Origin of the sequence: Clavibacter nebraskensis NCPPB 2581 (assembly GCF_000355695.1) — a bacterium.
GTDB lineage: Bacteria > Actinomycetota > Actinomycetes > Actinomycetales > Microbacteriaceae > Clavibacter > Clavibacter nebraskensis.
Window position 1 is genome coordinate 2736632 of record NC_020891.1, and the last position, 18727, is coordinate 2755358.

An 18727-nucleotide genomic window follows, 5' to 3' on the forward strand; every position below is an offset into this window, starting at 1 on the left:
ATGAACGCACCCTGGCACGTGTCCCCCGGCGGCCCCTCGCACGTGCACACGGCGGGCGACGTGGAGATCCGGAAGGCCTCCGTCGGGCCGATGGACAACGACGCGTACCTCCTCACCGACCTCGACTCCGGCGAGCGCCTCCTCGTCGACGCGGCGGCCGACGTCGAGCGGCTGCTGGCCCTCGTGGCGGAGCCGGATCCCGTGGGCCGCCTGGCCGTCGTCGTCACCACCCACGGCCACGCCGACCACCACGGCGCCCTCGCGGCCGTGCTCGACGCGACGGGTGCCGCGTCCGCCGTGGGCGACGCGGATGCCGCCGACCTGCCCGTCGACGCCGACCGGCGCCTCACGCACGGCGACCGCGTCGCGTTCGGCGGCGTCGAGCTCGCGGTGATCGCCCTCCGCGGGCACACGCCCGGCAGCGTCGCGCTCGTGCTGCAGCCGGGCGACGGCAGCACGCACCTCTTCACGGGCGACTCGCTCTTCCCGGGCGGCGTCGGGAACACGCAGGGCGACGCCGACCGCTTCCGGCAGCTCATGGACGACGTGGAGGAGCGGGTCTTCGCGCGCTTCCCCGACGACGCGCACGTGCACCCCGGCCACGGCGACGCGACGACGCTGGGCGCGGAGCGTGGATCCCTGGCGGAGTGGCGCTCGCGCGGCTGGTGACGGGACGCCCGGCGGCCGGGCCCCGGCGCCGGGCGGACGCCTAGGCTGAGGAGATGCCCGAGCACCCGTCGACCGTCCTGTCACTCAGCGGGCACCGGGCCGTCATCGAGCCCGACCGGTTCGTGCCGGGGGCCTACCAGCTCGTGGTCGACGGGACGCCGCAGTCGCACGTCAACATGGACGACCCGGGCGAGCTGTTCTTCGAGTACGTGCAGCGCATGGGCCACGTCATCGACCTCCTGGGCGATCCCGGCCAGCCCGTCACCGCGCTGCACCTCGGCGCCGGCGCGCTCACCCTCCCGCGGTACGTCGAGGCGACGCGGCCCGGATCCCGCCAGCAGGTCATCGAGCTCGAGCAGGACCTCGTGGACCTGGTGCGCGAGCACCTCCCGTGGTCGCGCAAGGCATCCATCCGGCTGAGGTACGGCGACGCGCGCGAGGTCATGGGCCGGCTGCCGCAGGGGCTCCGCGGATCCGTCGACCTCGTCGTGGTGGACGTCTTCAGCGGCGCCCGCACGCCCGCCCACATCACGAGCCGCGACTTCTACGCGGAGGCCGCGGCGTTCCTCGCGCCCGGCGGGATCATGACGGTCAACGTCGCCGACGGCCACGGGCTCCGCTTCGCCCGCGGCCAGGCCGCGACGATCCAGGACGTGCTGCCGCACGTGGCCGCGCTCGCCGAGACGCAGGTCCTGAAGGGCCGGCGGTTCGGGAACGTCGTGTTCGCCGCGTCCGCGACGCCCCTGCCGCTCGACTTCGTGCCGCGCCTGCTCGCGGGCGGTCCGCATCCCGCGAAGGTCGTCGAGGGGCGCGAGCTCGCCGACTTCATCGCGGGCGCCTCCGTCGTCACCGACGCCACCGCCGTGCCGTCCCCCTCCCCCGCCCGCAGCATCTTCCAGACGAAGCCCTGACCGGCCTCCCCCGGGCATCGAGGCCCGCCGATCCACCGGAGTCACCATGAACCGCCGCTCCCGCACCCGCCCGGCGCGCGTCGCCGCGCTCGGGTTCGCCGCCCTCGTCGCGCTGACGGGCTGCACGAACGACGACGGCTCGCCCGTGGACGTGCGCGCCACCGAACCGCCCGCGCCCTCGCCCACCAGCACGAACGCCGACCCGGTGGGCGTCGCACCGTCGGGCACGCCCACCGCCGTCGCGTCCGACCTCGTCTCGCCGTGGTCCGTCGCGGAGCTGCCGTCGGGAGCCCTGCTCGTGAGCGAGCGCGACACGTCGCGCATCGTGGAGGTGCTCGACGACGGCACCACGCGGGTCGCCGGCACGATCGCGGGCGTGGGGCCGCAGGGCGAGGGCGGGCTGCTCGGGATCGCGGTGCGCGAGGCCGACGGCGCCACGCAGCTCTACGCCTACTTCACGAGCTCCACCGACAACCGCATCGTGCGCATGGACGTGACGGGCGATCCGGGATCGCTCGGGCTCGGGGCGGCCGAGGACATCGTGACGGGGATCCCCCGCGACACGACCCACAACGGCGGCCGCATCGCGTTCGGCCCCGACGGCATGCTCTACGCCACCACGGGCGACGCGAACCTCCGCGACGCCGCGCAGGACCGGATCTCGCTCGCGGGCAAGATCCTCCGCCTCACGCCCGACGGGCAGGGGCCGGCGGACAACCCGACGCCGGGATCCCCCGTCTACTCGATGGGCCACCGCAACCCCCAGGGGATCGCGTGGGACGCCGAGGGGAACCTCTGGGCGGCGGAGTTCGGCCAGGACACCTGGGACGAGCTGAACCTCATCGAGCCCGGCGGGAACTACGGGTGGCCGGTCGTCGAGGGAGCGACGGACGACGCGTACATCGACCCGGTCCGCCAGTGGGCCACCGACGACGCGAGCCCGAGCGGCATCGCGATCACCGGCGACACCATCTTCATGGCGGGCCTCGGCGGCCAGCGCCTCTGGGTGATCCGGCCGGGCGCGGTGGTCACCGACCCCATCCCGGACGACCGCGTGACCGAGTTCTATACGCGCGAATTCGGGCGGATCCGCGACGTGCAGGCCGCGCCCGACGGCTCGCTGCGCATGCTCACCGGCAACACCGACGGCCGCGGCACCCCTCGCGCGGGCGACGACAAGCTGCTCCGGGTCGAGCTCATGCCGATCCAGGCGGGATAATCTCTACCTCGTGACAGGCACCGCGATCATCATCGGCTACGACAGGGACACCCTCCGGGAGAAGGTGGACCTGCGGGCGGCCGGCGAGCGCCTGGACGACCTCGAGGCCCTCCGCAGCCTCTCCGCCATCACCGAGAAGGTCGCGCTGCTGCGCATGCTCGGCCGGCTCGACGAGGCGTGGGACATGGCGAACGCGGCCGTCCGCCAGGCGCGCTTCACGGGCGACCGGGAGACGCTGCTCGCGTGCCGCATCCGCCGCGCGCAGGTGCAGCAGTACCGGGGCAAGCTCGACATCGCGCTGCAGGACCTCGGCGGCTGCGTCGACGAGGCCCGCGCGCACGAGTGGTACGCGCTGGAGGCGTTCGCGCTGCAGCACCGCGGCAAGGTGCACTTCGACCGGGGCGACTACCGCCTCGCGCTCTCCGACTTCGAGGACGCGTACACGCTGCGCACGCGCGAGGGCCTCCCGAGCGATCAGCTGGAGAGCTCGGCGCTCGCGATCGACGTCGCCAAGGAGCGCATCGCCGCCCAGCCCGCGTGATGGGCCCGCTCGCCTCCCGGTCGACGGCGGCCGTACGTGGCTGACCTCGCCCGGGTGCGGATCTGGGCCGAGGCCCTGATCGCGCTCCACCTCGACCCCTCGTGGACGTTCGCGTTCGACCACGCCCGCACGCGCGCCGGCGCCTGCCACTACGGCGAGAAGAGGATCACGGTCTCGCGGCACCTCGCGGGGCGGTTCGAGGACGACGAGATCCACCAGGTGCTGCTGCACGAGGTCGCGCACGCGCTCGCCGGATCCCGCGCGGGGCACGGGCCGAAGTGGAAGGAGGTGGCCGCCGAGCTCGGCTACGAGGGGTCACGTCTGCACTCCGGCGCCGTCGCCGAGGAGCTCGCGCCCTGGGTGGGAGCGTGCCCGTCCGGCCACGCGCACTTCCGCTACCGGAAGCCGACCCGGCCGCTCGCCTGCGGGCTGTGCTCGAGGCGGTTCGACCGGGCGCACCTCATCGCGTGGACGAAGCGGGACGTGCCGTCGGGCGCCGCCGCGACGCGCCATGCGCCGGATCGGCGCGAGGGCGCCGCGTGAGCCGCGCGCCGGGATCCGAGCGGCCCACCGGCCAGTGGATCACCGACCCCGACGGCCTGCGCTGGTTCCTCGACACGGGCGCCGTGAGCCTCGACCTCGCGTACACCGGTGCGCTCGGGGATCCGGAGCCGCGCGAGACGCTCCCCGACACGGCGGCCCTCGGCGCGTGGCTGAGCGAGCACCTCGCGCCCGTGTCGGAGCCCGGCGAGCGCGACCTCGCGGACGCCCGCACCCTCCGGCAGGCGATCGGCGACATCGCGGCGGCCATCGCGGACGGCGGGGAGCCGGCGCCGCGCGACGTCGACGTGCTCAACCTCTACGCGGCCACGCCCGACCTGCCGCCGGCGCTCGGCGGCGGATCCCGCCAGGCCGGCCGCGCCCTCGCCCGGCCCGCGCAGGCGCTCGCGTCGGCGGCGCGCGACGCGGTGGTGGTGTTCGGGGCGGGATCCGAGCGGATCCACCGCTGCTCGGCCGACGACTGCACCGTGCTCTACCTCGACACGACGCGCTCGGGCACGAGGCGCTGGTGCTCGATGCGGCGCTGCGGCAACCGCGCGAAGGTGCGCGCCCACCGCGCCCGGCAGCTGCGGGAGCGGCGGACGGGGATCCCGGCGCGCGTGGCGCCCGTGCGCCCCGCGGCGGCGCCTGCCCCCGGGGACGACGACGGCCCGGGCGCCTGAGCCCCCGGGCCGTCGTCGCGGATCCGCGTCACTCGCTGACGCGGACCTCCTTCCAGAACGCGACGTAGCCGCTGTAGTCACGGCCCACGCGGTCGAACGACGACGGGATGGGCGTCGGGTACGACCAGGCGCGGTCCTGCAGCACGGTGTCGCCGTCCTTGACGGAGAAGTACTGCGTGTCGCCCTTCCACGGGCAGTGGTACGGCGTGCTGGTCTCCGCGAGGAGCGACATGTCGACGCTCTGCGGCGGGAAGTACCAGTTGCCCTCGATCTCGATGAGCTCGTCCTTCGGGGCCTCGGCGACGGTGACGCCGTTGATGACTGCCTTCATGTGATGACCTTCCGGTTCCGTGGCGTCGTGACGGTGCGGCGCCTGATGCCCAAGGGGAACACGCGCTCCTGGGCGCCCATTCCGGGCGGACATCGGGCGGATGGCGCGCGGGCTCAGGCGTCGCGGTGGAGGCGGTGCACGACCACGTCGGCGGGGCCCGCGGCGAGCGCCGCGGCGACCAGCCCGTCGTGGCCCGCGTCGTCGAGCCGGCGCGCCGAGACGCTCGCGGTGACGAGGTGCCCGACGGCCGGCCGCAGCTGCTGGTAGGCGGCGCACGCGACGGCAGCTTCCGGCGACGTGGCGTCGATCCCGAGGGCGGCGAGCGCATCGACCACGGCACCCGCGGCGAGCTGGTCCTCGGCGCACGCGCGCCAGGATCCGTCGGCCTCCACGGTGCCCGCGGCGATGACGGCCACGTACGCGCGGCGGCCGAGCGCGGTCTGGAGGGCGAGGATCCGGTCGGCGACGGCTGCCGCGTCTGCGAGGCCGGCGCTCACGACGGCGGGCCGGGCCGGCATGGTCGCGAGGACCTCGTCGCGGCGGGCGGGCGTGGGCGGCGGCACGGAGGGCAGGGCGTCGACCCAGACGATGACGTCGGCACCGCCCGCGATGCGGCGGGCGCCGGCCACGCCGCCGTCGAGCCGGACCTGGTAGCGGGCCTGCGTCGACGGGTCGGGGTGCGCGGCGTCAGCGGAGGAGGTCACGATCCGATGCTACGGGCGTCCACGGCCCGGACCCTCCGCGGATGACGCGGCGCGACGGCTCGGGCGCCCCGCGGCGCATGGCCTGGCGGATCACCTCGAAGTCGTCGCGGGTGATCTCCAGGAGCCCCGGCGCGAGCTTCCGACCCCACTCGAGCGAGTCGCGCGTGAAGTCGAGCACGGGCACGAGCGGGCGGATGGGGGCGTCGACCGCGCCGAGGTCCCAGTCCATCCGCCGACGCCACGGCCGCCACTCGCCCACGCGGCCCTGGTACGGCGCGGCGTCGGCGACCCGGCCGATCGCGGTGAACGAGCGGAGGAGCGGGCCGTCCGGGTACGACTCGCGCGGCGAGTAGTAGACGAAGCCGTCGGCCTCGCCGAGGCGCTCGACGGGCGCGCGGGCGCCGCGGTTGACCTGCGCGATGCCGAGGTCCAGGCCGTCGAGCACGCGGTCGCGCGAGACGACGCCCACCCAGTACCTGATCATGTCCGTCCCATCCTGTCCCACGGCGGCGGGACGCCGGGCGCGCCCAGCCGCGCGGAGCACACTGGGGTCATGCGCGTGCTGCTGAAGACCATCCTCGACTGCGATCCCGACGCCGCCTGGCGCGCGCTCCACTCGCCCACCGTCATGCGGGAGGTCGCGGGCCCGCTCGTCGACTTCGTGCCGCTGGAGGACGACGGCTTCCCCAGCAGCTGGGACGGCCGCGAGCACGTCGCCGCGATGCAGGCCGGGCCGTTCACCGCCGGACGCCAGAGCATCCGCCTCCGCGACATGAAGCCCCGCGTCGACGGGGTGCGCATCGTGCGCGACGACGGCCACGGGCTCTCCGGGCTGATGTCGATCCCCACGAGCATGCGGCACAGCATGGCCGTCTCGGCGGATCCCGCCGGCCCCGACGCGGACGGCCGCGTCAAGACCCTCTTCCGCGACCAGCTCGAGTTCGAGGCCGGGCTCCTCGGCCCCGCGATGTGGCCGACCTTCTGGGCCTTCTGGCAGTGGCGCGCGTTCCGCCTGCGCCAGCTCGCGCCGACGTGGGCGTACGACTGGGAGCCCGCCGCCGAACCCGACGCGGACGCCGCCCCGGCCGACGACGCGGGCCTGTCCGCCCGCTGACGGCCCGCGCCCCGTCGAGGCGCCCGGCGCGAGCCGACGCGTACGGTGGGCGCATGCCCTCCGCCGTCACCGCCCTCCACGTCGCCGACTGGCGCCGCCGTACCTTCGAGATGTACGCGGAGGTGCGCTGGGTCGCGCAGACGGATCCCGCCGCCGCCCACGCGCTCTGGCGCCGCACGCGCGACGACATGTTCCGCAGCCACCCGGCCACGCCGCTCCTGCCCGAGCACCGCGCGGACTTCGACCGGCTGGACGTCGTGGACTACGACCCGGCCTGGCGGTTCGAGCTGGAGATCCACGACGACCGCGGCGAGGAGCGCCACGAGGTCGAGACGGGCACCGACGGCGTCGTGCCGTTCGAGCTGCTCGGATCCGTGCACATCCCCGCCGCCGACGGACGCGACGCGGGCAGCCTCGACGTCTGGCGCCTCGCGAGCTACGGCGGCGGCCTGCACCTGCCCGTCAAGGACGCGTCGCACCGCCGCGCGGGCGGCACCTACGGGGGCGGCCGCTACCTGCTCGACACGGTGAAGGGATCCGACCTCGGCCAGGGCGCGCCCGGCTCGATCGTGGTCGACCTCAACTTCGCCTACAACCCGTCGTGCGCCTACGACCCGGCCTGGGCGTGCCCCCTCGCGCCGGCCGGCAACGTGCTCGGATTCGAGGTCCCCGTGGGCGAGATGGGCTTCTCCCCGGCCTGACCTGCTATGGTGTGAGGACTTGCGAGCACATCACCGTGCTCCCTGCGTCGAGAGAACGCGTTCCCTCCTCACCCCGATCAGATCGCCGCACAGGCCGACGGGGCCGAGTGACATCTTTCTTACGGCGAACGGATGCGCCCATCGGCGCCTTCGCCATCCTCCGCTTCCGTGCGCCTCACGCACATCCCGAGAACGCACACCGGGGCGGACCCCTGCCTGGAAGGCAACTCCCCCGCATGACCACTGACAGCTTCGGCGCGCTCGGCGTGCCCGCCCCCCTCGTCTCCGCCCTCACGGCGAACGGCATCACCACGCCGTTCCCCATCCAGGTGGACACGCTCCCCGACACCCTGAACGGCCGCGACGTGCTCGGCCGCGGCAAGACGGGCTCCGGCAAGACGCTGGCGTTCGCCATCCCGATGATCGCGCGCCTCGGCGGCGGCCTCGCCGGCGGCCGTCGTCGTCCGGGCCGCCCGCTCGGCCTCATCCTCGCGCCGACCCGCGAGCTCGCCACGCAGATCACCGCCGCGATGGCGCCGCTGGCGGAGGCGTACGACCTCACCACCACGACGATCTTCGGCGGCGTCTCGCAGCAGCGCCAGGTCGCGGCCCTCAAGGCCGGCGTCGACGTGGTCGTGGCCTGCCCCGGCCGCCTCGAGGACCTCATGAAGCAGGGCTTCGTGAACCTCGACGCCGTGGAGATCACCGTCCTCGACGAGGCCGACCACATGGCCGACCTGGGCTTCCTGCCCGTCGTCACACGGATCCTCGACAAGACCCCGAACACCGGCCAGCGCATGCTGTTCTCCGCCACGCTCGACAACGGCGTGGACAAGCTCGTGCGCCGCTACCTGCACGACCAGGTGCTGCACTCCGTCGACGAGGCGAATTCGCCCGTCGCCGCCATGACGCACCACGTGTTCGAGACGACCGACGTCGAGGCCAAGCGCCTCCTCGTGCAGAAGCTCGCCTCGGGCTCCGGCCGCCGCATCCTCTTCATGCGCACCAAGCACCACGCCAAGAAGCTCGCGAAGCAGCTCACCGACGCGGGCATCCCGTCGGTGGACCTGCACGGCAACCTCTCGCAGGTCGCCCGCGACCGCAACCTGGCCGCGTTCTCCGCGGGCGACGTCAAGGTCCTCGTGGCCACTGACGTCGCGGCGCGCGGCGTGCACGTCGACGACATCGAGCTCGTGATCCACGTCGACCCGCCGGCCGAGCACAAGGCGTACCTGCACCGCTCGGGGCGCACGGCGCGCGCGGGCTCCGCGGGCGACGTCGTCACGATCATGCTGCCGGCGCAGCGCAAGGACGTGCAGCTCCTGATGCGCAAGGCCGACATCCACGTCACGCCGCAGCAGGTCACCGAGTCCTCCCCCGCCGTCGCCGAGCTGACGGGCGCCGTCGCGGCGTACGTGAAGCCCGCGCCGCGCGAGACGAAGTCGGTGCGCGAGTCCACCCAGCGCCAGTCGCAGGGCGGCCGCGCGAACGGCGGCGGACGCTCGCAGGGCGCCAACGCGCAGCGCAAGCGCGCGGCCCGCGACGGCGCGCCCGTCGGCGGCGGTCGTCGTGACGGCGCCTCGTCCGGTCGCCGCGACGGCGCATCGGGCGGTCAGCGCGGAGGCGCGCCCCGCAACTTCAGCACCTCGTCCGAGGGCTTCGGCGGCGGCACGTCCGTCGCCTCCGCCCGCCCCCGCCAGGAGCGCCCCGCGGCGTCCGGCGGCGCCGCGGCCGGCGGTCGCGAGCGCACGCACCGCCGCGTCTCCAGCGGACGCTAGACCGCACGGCGCGCACCCGGCGCCGGCGTGACATCGAGGGCCCCCGTCCACGGACGGGGGCCCTCCGTCGTCCCCGCCCGCCCGCGGGACGACGCGTCCGTGCCCCGAGTCTCCCCAGCTGAGGCAGTGCCTGTTGACGGTCACACGGGCGCCCGTCGCCATCCGGTTACGGTGAGCCAATGACTCGCGCCGCCCTCGCCACCCGTGGCCCGTACCGCAACGGCGTGGAGCGCCGGGAGCTCCTCATCCGCACCGCCATCGAGGTGTTCGCCGAGCAGGGCTACCGCAGCAGCTCGCTGCGGGAGATCGCGTCCCGGGCGGAGATCACCCCGGCCGGCCTGCTGCACCACTTCAGCGGCAAGGAGGAGCTGCTGCTCGCCGTGCTCGAGCGCCGCGAGGAACGCCTCGCCGCCGCCATCGAGCTGCACCGCCCGCGCAGCGTCGCGGAGCACGCGGCCGTGGTCATCGCCGACGGAGAGCAGAGCGCGTGCCTCACGCGCGTCATCGCCGTCGTCTCGTCGGAGGCCTCGGCCGCCGGCCACCCGCTGCACGAGCTGTTCCGCGAGCGACGCGCGCGCGAGCTCGAGCGCATCACGGCCGGCGTCGTCGTCGACCAGGCGCGCGGCCTCATCGACCCCCACCTCGACCCGGAGGCGGCGGCCGCCGTCGTGCTCTCGGCCATGGACGGCCTGCACGTGCAGCGCTGCTACGGCGTGGGCGCCGGCGCGAGCCAGGCCTTCGAGGACCTGCGCCGGCACTACCTCGAGCCGCCGCAGTTCGCGGAGCGGGCCTCCGCCGTCTGATCCGGCAGGGCGCGGTCCGCGGTCAGTGGTCCGCGCCCGCGCATCCCGGCTGGCGCGACGCGACTAGGGCAGCACGCCCACCGAGGCGAGGGCCGCGCGGAGCAGTGCGCCGCGGCCGCCCTCCATGTCGGCGGAGACGGCGTCGGACGCCGCCTCCTCGGGCGTCATCCACGTGATCTCGAGCGCGTCCTGGCGCGGATCGCACGTGCCCGTCACCGGCACCACGTACGCGAGCGACACGGCGTGCTGCCGGTCGTCGGTGTACGGGCTCGCGCCGGGGAACGGGAAGTACTCGGCGACCGAGAAGGGCGTCGGGCTCGCGGGGAGCTGCGGGAACGCCATCGGCCCGAGGTCCTTCTCGAGGTGGCGGAAGAGCGCGTCGCGCAGGGTCTCGCCGTACATGACGCGGCCGGAGACGAGCATGCGCGTCATCTGCCCGGTGACCGTGGCGCGCAGCAGCACGCCGATGTCCTTGACCTGCCCCATGCCGTCGACCCGCACGGGCACGGCCTCCACGTAGAGGAGGGGCAGCCGCTGCCGGATCTGCGCCAGCTCCACGTCCGACAGCCAGCCGGAGTTCGGGTCGGGGATGTTCGGGTCCGGGGTGCGCACGGTCATGGTCCATTGTGACCCACGGCCGGAGCGCGGCGACCACCCGGCGCGCGGACCGGCTGCCGGGGGCGGATGCGAGGATGGGCGCGCCCGCCGACCCGCTCCCCCCGAAGAGGACACCGTGACCGCTCTCCCGCTGGATCCCGACGCCGTCCTCTGGTCGGCATCGTCCGCCGAGCTCGCCGACCGGCCGCTGCTCGTGCTGCTGCACGGCTACGGATCCCACGAGGGCGACCTCTTCGGGCTGTCGCCGTACCTGCCGCTCGGGCCGGTGGTCGCGTCCCTGCGGGCGCCTCTCCCGCTGCAGGGCGGATTCGCGTGGTTCCCGATCGTGCCCGGATCCACCGGAGACCCGGATCCCGACGCCGCCGACGCCGCCGCGCAGGGCGTGCTCGACTGGCTCGACGCGCTGCCCGTGCGGCCGCGCTCGGTGGGGCTCCTCGGGTTCAGCCAGGGCGGCGCGACCGCGCTCCAGCTGCTGCGGCTCGCGCCCGGGCGGTTCTCGTACGCGGTGCAGCTCAGCGGGTTCTCGGCGCGCGGCCAGCACGCAGGCGACGCGGCGCTCGCCTTGTCGCCGACGCCCGTCTTCTGGGGCCGGGGCACGGCCGACCAGGTGATCCCGGATGCCGCCGTCGCGCGCACGGCCGCGTGGATCGGCGACCACACGGCCCTCACCGAGCGCATCTACGAGGACCTGCCGCACTCGGTCTCCGCGCCCGAGCTGCGCGACGTGTCGACGTTCATCCGGGAGCACGCGGGCTGATCCACGGTGCGACCCGCCCTGCCGTCGTCCGGCGAGCGCCCGGCCCGGCCGGTTGTCGGCGGTCCGGAGGAGGATGAGTAGATGGATCCCGTCCTCGCGCGCTTCTCCCCGGCCACCCGGGAGTGGTTCCAGGGCGCGTTCCCCGGCCCCACCGCGGCGCAGACCGGCGCGTGGGGGGCCGTGCAGAAGGGGTCGCACGCGCTCGTCGTGGCGCCCACCGGATCCGGCAAGACGCTCGCGGCGTTCCTCTGGTCCATCGACCGGCTGGCCTCGCGGCCCGCGCCGGAGGATCCGATGCGGCGCACGCGCGTCCTCTACATCTCGCCGCTCAAGGCGCTCGCGGTCGACGTGGAGCGCAACCTCCGCTCGCCGCTCGTGGGCATCGTGCAGACGGCCAAGCGGCTGGGGGCCGAGCCGCCCGAGGTCACGGTGGGCGTGCGCTCCGGCGACACCCCGGCGGCCGACCGGCGCTCGCTCGCGAAGACGCCGCCGGACATCCTCATCACCACGCCCGAGTCGCTGTTCCTCATGCTCACCTCGGCCGCGCGCGAGACGCTCGCGGGGGTCGAGACGGTCATCGTCGACGAGGTGCACGCGGTCGCGGCCACCAAGCGCGGCAGCCACCTCGCGCTCTCGCTCGAGCGGCTCGACGCGCTGCTGGAGAAGCCGGCCCAGCGCATCGGGCTGTCGGCCACCGTGCGGCCGCCCGAGGAGGTGGCGCGGTTCCTCGGCGGGCGCTCGCCCGTGAGCATCGTCTCGCCGAAGAACACCAAGGAGTTCGACCTCCGGGTCATCGTGCCGGTCGACGACATGACCGAGCTCGGCACCACGGCGCCGCTCGAGGGGTCGGCGGCGCAGGGCGATGCTCCGCAGCAGGGATCCATCTGGCCGCACGTGGAGGAGGGCATCGTCGACCTCGTGCTCCAGCACACGTCGTCGATCGTCTTCACGAACAGCAGGCGGCTGGCGGAGCGGCTCACGGCGCGGCTCAACGAGATCTACACGGGGCGCATCGAGGAGGGGCGCATCGATGGGGAGGGGCGGGCGATCGCGGGCGGGTCGGCGACGGCCGACGCGGGCGCGGACGCCGACGCCGTGCCCGTGCTGGCGGGCGCCGCGGCCGGATCCGGGTCGTCGCGGCCCGTCGACGCCACCGCATTCTCCGCCACGCGCCGCGCGCCCGCCCGGCCGCCCGCGGAGGTCATGGCGCAGGCCGGGAGCACGGCGGGCGCGGATCCCGTGCTCGCCAAGGCGCACCACGGATCCGTCTCGAAGGAGCAGCGCGCCCTCATCGAGGACGACCTGAAGTCGGGGCGCCTGCGCTGCGTGGTCGCCACCTCGAGCCTCGAGCTCGGCATCGACATGGGCGACGTCGACCTCGTCGTGCAGGTCGAGGCGCCGCCGTCGGTCGCGAGCGGGCTGCAGCGCGTCGGCCGCGCCGGCCACCAGGTGGGCGAGGTCTCGCGCGGCGTCATCTTCCCCAAGCACCGGGCCGACCTCATCCACTCGGCCGTCGCCGCCGAGCGCATGGCGAGCGGGCAGATCGAGTCGCTGCGCGTGCCCGCCAACCCGCTCGACGTGCTGGCGCAGCAGACCGTGGCGGCCGTCGCGCTCGAGCCGCTGGGCGTCGAGGAGTGGTTCGACATCGTGCGGCGGAGCGCGCCGTTCGCCACCCTGCCGCGCTCCGCGTACGAGGCCACGCTCGACCTCCTGAGCGGCCGCTACCCGTCCGACGAGTTCGCGGAGCTGCGGCCCCGCATCGTGTGGGACCGGGACGAGGGCACCATCGAGGGTCGGCCGGGCGCGCAGCGGCTCGCGGTCACCTCCGGCGGGACCATCCCCGACCGCGGCCTCTTCGGCGTGTTCATGGTGGGCGAGAAGGCGTCGCGCGTGGGCGAGCTCGACGAGGAGATGGTCTACGAGTCCCGCGTGGGCGACGTGTTCGCGCTGGGGGCCACGAGCTGGCGGATCCAGGAGATCACGCACGACCGCGTGCTCGTGACCCCGGCGTTCGGCGAGCCCGGCAAGCTGCCGTTCTGGAAGGGCGACGGGCTCGGCCGGCCGCTCGAGCTGGGGCGCGCCATCGGGGCGTTCGTGCGGGAGCTGTCGGGATCCGCGGTGGACGACGCCCGGGCCCGCGCCGGCCGCGTAGGCCTCGACGACCGCGCCGTCAACAATCTGCTCGCGTTCCTCGACGACCAGAAGAAGGCCACCGGCCACGTGCCGAACGACCGCACCCTCGTGGTCGAGCGCTTCCGCGACGAGCTCGGCGACTGGCGCGTGGTGCTGCACTCCCCCTACGGGATGCAGGTGCACGCGCCGTGGGCGCTCGCGGTCGGAGCCCGGGTCACCGAGCTGTACGGCATCGACGGCGCGACCATGGCCAACGACGACGGCATCGTCGTGCGCATCCCCGAGACGGACGGCGAGCCGCCGGGGGCCGACCTCTTCGTGTTCGAGCCCGACGAGCTCGACGCCATCGTCACGCGCGAGGTCGGCGGATCCGCCCTGTTCGCCTCCCGCTTCCGCGAGTGCGCGGCCCGCGCGCTCCTGCTGCCGCGCTACAACCCGGGCCGCCGCTCGCCGCTGTGGCAGCAGCGCCAGCGCGCCTCCCAGCTGCTCGACGTCGCGCGGAAGTTCCCCGCGTTCCCGATCGTGCTGGAGACGGTGCGCGAGGTCCTCCAGGACGTCTACGACCTGCCCGCGCTCACGTCGCTCGCGAAGGACATCGAGGCCCGGCGCATCAAGATCGTGGAGACCACCACGGAGGACGCGTCGCCGTTCGCGCGCAGCCTCCTGTTCAGCTACGTCGGCGCGTTCATGTACGAGGGCGACAGCCCGCTCGCGGAGCGCCGGGCCGCCGCGCTCTCGCTCGACGCGGGGCTGCTCTCCGAGCTGCTGGGGCGGGCGGAGCTGCGCGAGCTGCTGGATCCGGCGGTCATCGCCCGCACGGAGCTCGAGCTGCAGCGCCTCGCCCCCGACCGGCGCGCGAAGGGGCTCGAGGGCGTGGCGGATCTGCTGCGGATCCTCGGCCCGCTCGAGGCCGAGGAGGTCGCGGCGCGGCTCGAGCCCGAGGAGGCCGGATCCGCCGCCGACCACCTCGACGCGCTCGTCGCCGGCAAGCGCGCCCTCCGCGTCTCGTTCGGCGGCCGCGCGCGCGTCGCCGCGATCGAGGACGCGAGCCGCCTCCGCGACGCCCTCGGGGTGCCGCTGCCCATCGGCACGCCGCTCGCGTTCGTCGAACCCGTGGCCGATCCGCTCGGCGACCTCGTGGGCCGGTACGCACGCACGCACGGGCCGTTCACCATCGCGGACGCGGCCACCGCCATCGGCCTCGGATCCGCGGTCATCGCCGACACGCTCGCACGGCTCGGCGCCCAGCGGCGCGTGGTCGAGGGCGAGTTCCGGCAGGGCGCCTCCGGCAGCGAGTGCTGCGACGTCGAGGTGCTGCGGCGCCTGCGCAGCCGCTCGCTCGCGGCGCTCCGCAGCGAGGTCGAGCCCGTCGAGCGCTCCGCGTACGCGCGGTTCCTCCCGGCGTGGCAGCACGTGGCCGGCGCGGATCGCGAGCGCGGGCTCCGCGGGGTCGACGGCGTGCTGCAGGTCATCGAGCAGCTCGCGGGCGCGCCCGTGCCCGCCTCCGCGTGGGAGACGCTCGTGCTGCCCGCGCGGGTGCGCGACTACAGCCCCGCGTTCCTCGACGAGCTCACGTCCACGGGCGAGGTCATCTGGTCGGGCGCCGGCACGCTCGCGGGCGCCGACGGCTGGGTCAGCCTGCACCTCGCCGACCAGGTGGCGCTCACGCTGCCCGAGCCCGACGCGCACGACACCGACGAGCTGCAGCGCGAGATCCTCACCACGCTGGGCACGGGCGGCGGCTACTTCTTCCGGCAGCTGAGCGACGCCGTGGGATCCACGGACGACAAGGCGCTCGTCACCGCACTGTGGGACCTCGTGTGGGCGGGGCTCGTCACGAACGACACGCTGTCGCCGCTGCGGGCGCTGCTCGCCGGCGGATCCACCGCGCACACGACGCCGCAGCGGGCGCCGCGCGGGCGCATGTACCGGGGCGGGCGGATGCCGCGGCCCGACATGCCCACGCGCACCGGCCCGTCGACGGCGGCCGGGCGCTGGTCGATCGTGCCGCTCGCCGAGACCGACGCCACCGTGCGCGCCGCGGGCACCGCCGAGCTGCTGCTCGAGCGGTACGGCGTGGTCACGCGCGGCTCCGTCATGACCGAGCGCGTGCCCGGCGGCTTCGCGCTCACGTACAAGGTGCTCGCGGGGTTCGAGGACACGGGGCGCGCGCGCCGCGGCTACTTCATCGAGACGCTGGGCGCGGCGCAGTTCTCCACCGGCGGCACGGTGGATCGGCTGCGCGGCTTCACGCGCGATCCCGATTCGGGCGAGCGGCCGCTGAACGCGCTGACGCTGGCGGCCACGGATCCGGCGAACGCGTACGGGGCGGCGCTGCCCTGGCCGCGGCTCGACGGGTCGTCGCCCGACGGGGACGGCGGCGCGGGCACGGGCGTCGGCACGGAGCCGACCGGCGACGCGGGATCCGCCGACGCGTCCACGACGATCGCGGAGGCCGGCAGCGTCGACGCGCGCGGCGAGCGCCCCACCGGGCACCGCGCGGGCCGCAAGGCGGGCGCGCTCGTGGTGCTGGTCGACGGCGAGCTCGTGCTCTACGTGGAGCGCGGCGGCAAGACCGTGCTGCAGTTCGGCGACGACGAGGCGGTGCTGCGCGCGGCGGCCGAGTCGCTCGGCGGCGTGGTGCGGCGCGGCGGCGTCGCCAAGCTCGCGATCGAGAAGGTGAACGGCGCGTTCATCCTCGGCACGCCGCTCGGCACCGCGCTCCAGGAGCACGGCTTCTCGGCGACGCCGCGCGGGCTGCGGATGCGGTCGTGAGCGGCGCCCGGGCGACGGGATCCGCGCGTGCCTGAGGGCGACACCGTCTACCGCACCGCCGCGCACCTGCACGAGGCCATCGGCGGCCAGGTGCTCACGCGCAGCGACTTCCGCGTGCCGAAGTTCGCGACGCTCGATCTCGCGGGCCAGGAGGTGGACGAGGTGGTGAGCGTCGGGAAGCACATCCTGCACCGCGTCGGCGACCTCACGATCCACAGCCACCTCAAGATGGAGGGCTCCTGGCACATCTACCAGCACGGCACCGCGTGGCGGCGGCCGACGTTCGAGGCGCGCGTCGTGCTCGAGACGGCGGAACGGGTCACGGTGGGGTTCGCGCTGGGGGTGCTCGAGGTGATCCCGCGCGAGCAGGAGCACACGGTCATCGGGCACCTGGGGCCGGACATCCTCGGGCCGGACTGGGGCGACGCGGCGGCCGAGGAGATCGTGCGGCGGATCTCCGCGCAGCCGGAGCGGGCGATCGGACTGGCGCTGCTGGATCAGCGCAACGCCGCCGGCATCGGCAACGTCTACCGCGCTGAGCTCTGCTTCCTGCGCGGCGTGCTGCCCACCCGGCCCGTCAGCGAGGTGCCGGACCTCCCCGCGATGGTCGCGCTGGCCCGCCGCACCATGCGCGCCAACCGCGACCGCATCGAGCGCACCACCACGGGCGACCTCCGCCGCGGCCGCACCGACTGGGTCTACGGGCGCAAGGGCAAGCCGTGCCTGCGCTGCGGCACGCGGATCCAGCAAGGCCAGCTCGGCGATCCGGTGCGTCCCGGCATGGGCGCGCACGACCGGGTCACCTACTGGTGCCCGCGCTGCCAGACCTGACGCGCGGGCACCGGGGGATCAGTCCCGCGGCGTCGACGCCGACGGCAGCTCGGGCGCGGGCGCGCCGCCCGCCGCGATGCGCGCCTCCTCCTTGCCGACCAGCGAGTGGCGCCGGCCGTAGAGGAAGTAGACCGCGAAGCCGAGCGCGAGCCAGACGAGGAAGCGCACCCACGTGAGCGTCGTGAGGTTGAGCATCAGCCACACGCAGAGCACGGCCGACAGGATCGGCAGCCACGGCATGAGCGGCACGCGGAACGACGCGCGGATGTCCGGGCGCTTCTTGCGCAGCACGATCACGCCGATGCTCACGAGCACGAACGCGGACAGCGTGCCGATGTTGATCATCTCCTCGAGCACGCCCACGTCGGTGAAGCCGGCGAGGGCCGCGACCACGACGCCCGCGAAGATCTGCACCCGCACGGGCGTGCGGCGCTTCGCCGAGGTGCGGCTGAGGCCGCGCGGCAGCAGGCCGTCGCGGCTCATCGCGAACACGACGCGGGCGAGGCCGAGGAGCAGCACCATGAGCACGGTGGTGAGGCCGAGCAGGGTGCCGATCGAGATGACCTGCGCCGCCCATCCGGCGCCGACCGCCGCGAACGCGGTCGTGAGCGACGGCTCCTTGGCATCCGCGAGCACCGTGTACGGCACCATGCCGGTGAGCACGAGGGTCACGAGCACGTAGAGCACGGTGACGACCGCGAGGCCCGCGAAGATGCCGCGCGGCAGGGTGCGCTGCGGGTCCTTCACCTCCTCGGCGCTCGTGGCCACGACGTCGAAGCCGATGAACGCGAAGAACACCAGCGAGGCGCCGGCGAGCAGGCCGTAGAGGCCGTACTGCGTGGGCTCCTGGCCGCTCGCCCAGGAGAAGAGGGACTGGGTCCAGACGTCGGCGGATCCGCCCTCGGCCGGACGCTGCGGCGGGATGAACGGCGAGTAGTTCTCAGGCCTGACGTAGAAGGCGCCCACGACGATCACGAACAGCACGACCGCGACCTTCAGCACCGTGAAGACGCTCGAGACGCGGCTGGAGAGCTTGGTGCCGAGCACGAGCAGCACCGTGAAGATCGCGGTGATGAGCACGGCGCCCCAGCTGATGCCGAGGCCGGCCACCGTGATGGTGGAGGGGATGTCGAGCCCGGCGAGCTTCAGCGCCGACTCCAGGTAGATGCCCCAGTACTTCGCGATGACCGCGGCCGCCGTGAGCATCTCGAGGATGAGGTCCCAGCCGATGATCCACGCGAGCAGCTCGCCCATGGTCGCGTAGGTGAACGTGTACGCGCTGCCCGCGACGGGCACGGCGGACGCGAACTCGGCGTAGCACATGATCGCGAGGCCGCACGTGACGGCGGCGAGCACGAACGCCAGCGTGACGGACGGTCCCGCGTAGTTCCCGGCGGCCTTCGCGCCGACGGAGAAGATGCCGGCGCCGACCGCGACGGCGACGCCCATGAGCATGAGGTCCCACGTGCCGAGAGAGCGGGTGAGGCTGCGCTCGCCTCCCGCGGCGTCGGCGAGCGACGACTCGATGCTCTTCGTGCGGAACAGGCTCATGGGATGTCCGTTCGGTGTCGGGCGGCGGGGAACGGGGATCGAGCCTACCGGCGGGCGAGCAGCGCCCC

18 protein-coding genes are annotated in these 18727 nt (G+C 74.6%); 13 read left to right on the forward strand and 5 right to left on the reverse strand.

From position 1 onward, the window contains the following. From CMN_RS12810 to CMN_RS12835, 6 genes are read left to right on the forward strand one after another with little or no spacing between them, the layout of a single operon-like run. The gene (locus CMN_RS12810) at positions 1 to 669 is read left to right on the forward strand and encodes an MBL fold metallo-hydrolase (protein WP_015491203.1); all 669 of its coding nucleotides are present in this window, start codon (positions 1 to 3) and stop codon (positions 667 to 669) included. Positions 670 to 722: 53 nt separating this feature from the next. Beyond that, complete coding sequence (locus CMN_RS12815) at positions 723 to 1580, forward strand: spermidine synthase (protein ID WP_015491204.1); 858 nt, start codon at positions 723 to 725, stop codon at positions 1578 to 1580. Between the two features lie 46 nt (positions 1581 to 1626). Further along, complete coding sequence (locus CMN_RS12820) at positions 1627 to 2799, forward strand: PQQ-dependent sugar dehydrogenase (RefSeq protein WP_015491205.1); 1173 nt, start codon at positions 1627 to 1629, stop codon at positions 2797 to 2799. Positions 2800 to 2809: 10 nt separating this feature from the next. After that, positions 2810 to 3340 carry a hypothetical protein gene (locus CMN_RS12825; RefSeq protein WP_015491206.1) on the forward strand — a complete coding sequence of 177 codons (531 nt, stop codon included), beginning with the start codon at positions 2810 to 2812 and terminating at the stop codon, positions 3338 to 3340. 36 nt (positions 3341 to 3376) lie between these two features. Continuing rightward, entirely contained in the window at positions 3377 to 3883 is a 507-nt protein-coding gene (locus CMN_RS12830) for a SprT-like domain-containing protein (RefSeq protein WP_015491207.1), read from the forward strand. After that, positions 3880 to 4563, forward strand: coding sequence for a CGNR zinc finger domain-containing protein (locus CMN_RS12835; RefSeq protein ID WP_015491208.1), 684 nt, complete (start codon positions 3880 to 3882; stop codon positions 4561 to 4563). The genes CMN_RS12830 and CMN_RS12835 overlap by 4 nt, the downstream gene beginning before the upstream one ends. A 28-nt stretch (positions 4564 to 4591) precedes the next feature. Here the strand turns inward: CMN_RS12835 and CMN_RS12840 are convergent, their stop codons facing one another. Genes CMN_RS12840 through CMN_RS12850 form a run of 3 tightly spaced genes read right to left on the reverse strand, consistent with a single transcriptional unit; the run spans position 4592 to position 6082 of the window. Continuing rightward, the gene (locus tag CMN_RS12840) at positions 4592 to 4987 is read right to left on the reverse strand and encodes a DUF427 domain-containing protein (RefSeq protein WP_487249726.1); all 396 of its coding nucleotides are present in this window, start codon (positions 4985 to 4987) and stop codon (positions 4592 to 4594) included. A 20-nt stretch (positions 4988 to 5007) separates the two neighbouring features. Beyond that, positions 5008 to 5598 carry a 2-phosphosulfolactate phosphatase gene (locus tag CMN_RS12845; protein ID WP_015491210.1) on the reverse strand — a complete coding sequence of 197 codons (591 nt, stop codon included), beginning with the start codon at positions 5596 to 5598 and terminating at the stop codon, positions 5008 to 5010. Next, positions 5582 to 6082, reverse strand: coding sequence for an EVE domain-containing protein (locus CMN_RS12850; protein ID WP_015491211.1), 501 nt, complete (start codon positions 6080 to 6082; stop codon positions 5582 to 5584). Before CMN_RS12850 ends, CMN_RS12845 begins: the two co-directional genes overlap by 17 nt. A gap of 69 nt (positions 6083 to 6151) precedes the next feature. On the opposite strand from CMN_RS12850, the gene CMN_RS12855 reads away from it, so the two are divergent. The 4 genes from CMN_RS12855 (at position 6152) to CMN_RS12870 (ending at position 9994) form a co-directional block, all read left to right on the forward strand. Further along, complete coding sequence (locus tag CMN_RS12855; protein WP_015491212.1) at positions 6152 to 6712, forward strand: hypothetical protein; 561 nt, start codon at positions 6152 to 6154, stop codon at positions 6710 to 6712. Between the two features lie 53 nt (positions 6713 to 6765). Beyond that, on the forward strand, positions 6766 to 7413 hold the full coding sequence (locus CMN_RS12860) for a DUF1684 domain-containing protein (protein WP_015491213.1): 648 nt from the start codon (positions 6766 to 6768) through the stop codon (positions 7411 to 7413). A gap of 236 nt (positions 7414 to 7649) precedes the next feature. Continuing rightward, positions 7650 to 9191 carry a DEAD/DEAH box helicase gene (locus CMN_RS12865; protein WP_165583292.1) on the forward strand — a complete coding sequence of 514 codons (1542 nt, stop codon included), beginning with the start codon at positions 7650 to 7652 and terminating at the stop codon, positions 9189 to 9191. Positions 9192 to 9370: 179 nt separating this feature from the next. Further along, positions 9371 to 9994, forward strand: a complete 624-nt coding sequence (locus CMN_RS12870) for a TetR/AcrR family transcriptional regulator (protein WP_015491215.1) — start codon at positions 9371 to 9373, stop codon at positions 9992 to 9994. Between the two features lie 63 nt (positions 9995 to 10057). Here CMN_RS12870 and CMN_RS12875 read toward each other — a convergent pair whose 3' ends face one another. Beyond that, on the reverse strand, positions 10058 to 10612 hold the full coding sequence (locus CMN_RS12875) for an NUDIX hydrolase family protein (protein ID WP_012039335.1): 555 nt from the start codon (positions 10610 to 10612) through the stop codon (positions 10058 to 10060). A gap of 115 nt (positions 10613 to 10727) precedes the next feature. On the opposite strand from CMN_RS12875, the gene CMN_RS12880 reads away from it, so the two are divergent. From CMN_RS12880 to CMN_RS12890, 3 genes are all read left to right on the forward strand, one after another. Continuing rightward, a complete protein-coding gene (locus CMN_RS12880; RefSeq protein WP_015491216.1) occupies positions 10728 to 11369 on the forward strand; it encodes an alpha/beta hydrolase in 642 nt (213 codons plus the stop codon). An 81-nt stretch (positions 11370 to 11450) separates the two neighbouring features. Beyond that, positions 11451 to 16277, forward strand: coding sequence for an Lhr family ATP-dependent helicase (locus tag CMN_RS12885; protein WP_015491217.1), 4827 nt, complete (start codon positions 11451 to 11453; stop codon positions 16275 to 16277). A 27-nt stretch (positions 16278 to 16304) separates the two neighbouring features. After that, on the forward strand, positions 16305 to 17108 hold the full coding sequence (locus CMN_RS12890) for a DNA-formamidopyrimidine glycosylase family protein (RefSeq protein WP_015491218.1): 804 nt from the start codon (positions 16305 to 16307) through the stop codon (positions 17106 to 17108). An 18-nt stretch (positions 17109 to 17126) separates the two neighbouring features. Here CMN_RS12890 and CMN_RS12895 read toward each other — a convergent pair whose 3' ends face one another. Beyond that, positions 17127 to 18659: an amino acid permease gene (locus CMN_RS12895; protein ID WP_015491219.1), complete on the reverse strand. Its 1533-nt coding sequence runs from the start codon at positions 18657 to 18659 to the stop codon at positions 17127 to 17129. Positions 18660 to 18727: the final 68 nt, after the last annotated feature.

Bases quoted from the DNA above. Each gene is read 5' to 3' on its own strand.
- CMN_RS12810 (WP_015491203.1), top strand. From the start codon at position 1: ATGAACGCACCCTGGCACGTGTCCCCCGGCGGCCCCTCGCACGTGCAC.
- CMN_RS12815 (WP_015491204.1), top strand. From the start codon at position 723: ATGCCCGAGCACCCGTCGACCGTCCTGTCACTCAGCGGGCACCGGGCC.
- CMN_RS12820 (WP_015491205.1), top strand. From the start codon at position 1,627: ATGAACCGCCGCTCCCGCACCCGCCCGGCGCGCGTCGCCGCGCTCGGG.
- CMN_RS12840 (WP_487249726.1), bottom strand. From the start codon at position 4,987: ATGTCCGCCCGGAATGGGCGCCCAGGAGCGCGTGTTCCCCTTGGGCAT.
- CMN_RS12850 (WP_015491211.1), bottom strand. From the start codon at position 6,082: ATGATCAGGTACTGGGTGGGCGTCGTCTCGCGCGACCGCGTGCTCGAC.
- CMN_RS12855 (WP_015491212.1), top strand. From the start codon at position 6,152: ATGCGCGTGCTGCTGAAGACCATCCTCGACTGCGATCCCGACGCCGCC.
- CMN_RS12860 (WP_015491213.1), top strand. From the start codon at position 6,766: ATGCCCTCCGCCGTCACCGCCCTCCACGTCGCCGACTGGCGCCGCCGT.
- CMN_RS12865 (WP_165583292.1), top strand. From the start codon at position 7,650: ATGACCACTGACAGCTTCGGCGCGCTCGGCGTGCCCGCCCCCCTCGTC.
- CMN_RS12870 (WP_015491215.1), top strand. From the start codon at position 9,371: ATGACTCGCGCCGCCCTCGCCACCCGTGGCCCGTACCGCAACGGCGTG.
- CMN_RS12875 (WP_012039335.1), bottom strand. From the start codon at position 10,612: ATGACCGTGCGCACCCCGGACCCGAACATCCCCGACCCGAACTCCGGC.
- CMN_RS12885 (WP_015491217.1), top strand. From the start codon at position 11,451: ATGGATCCCGTCCTCGCGCGCTTCTCCCCGGCCACCCGGGAGTGGTTC.
- CMN_RS12895 (WP_015491219.1), bottom strand. From the start codon at position 18,659: ATGAGCCTGTTCCGCACGAAGAGCATCGAGTCGTCGCTCGCCGACGCC.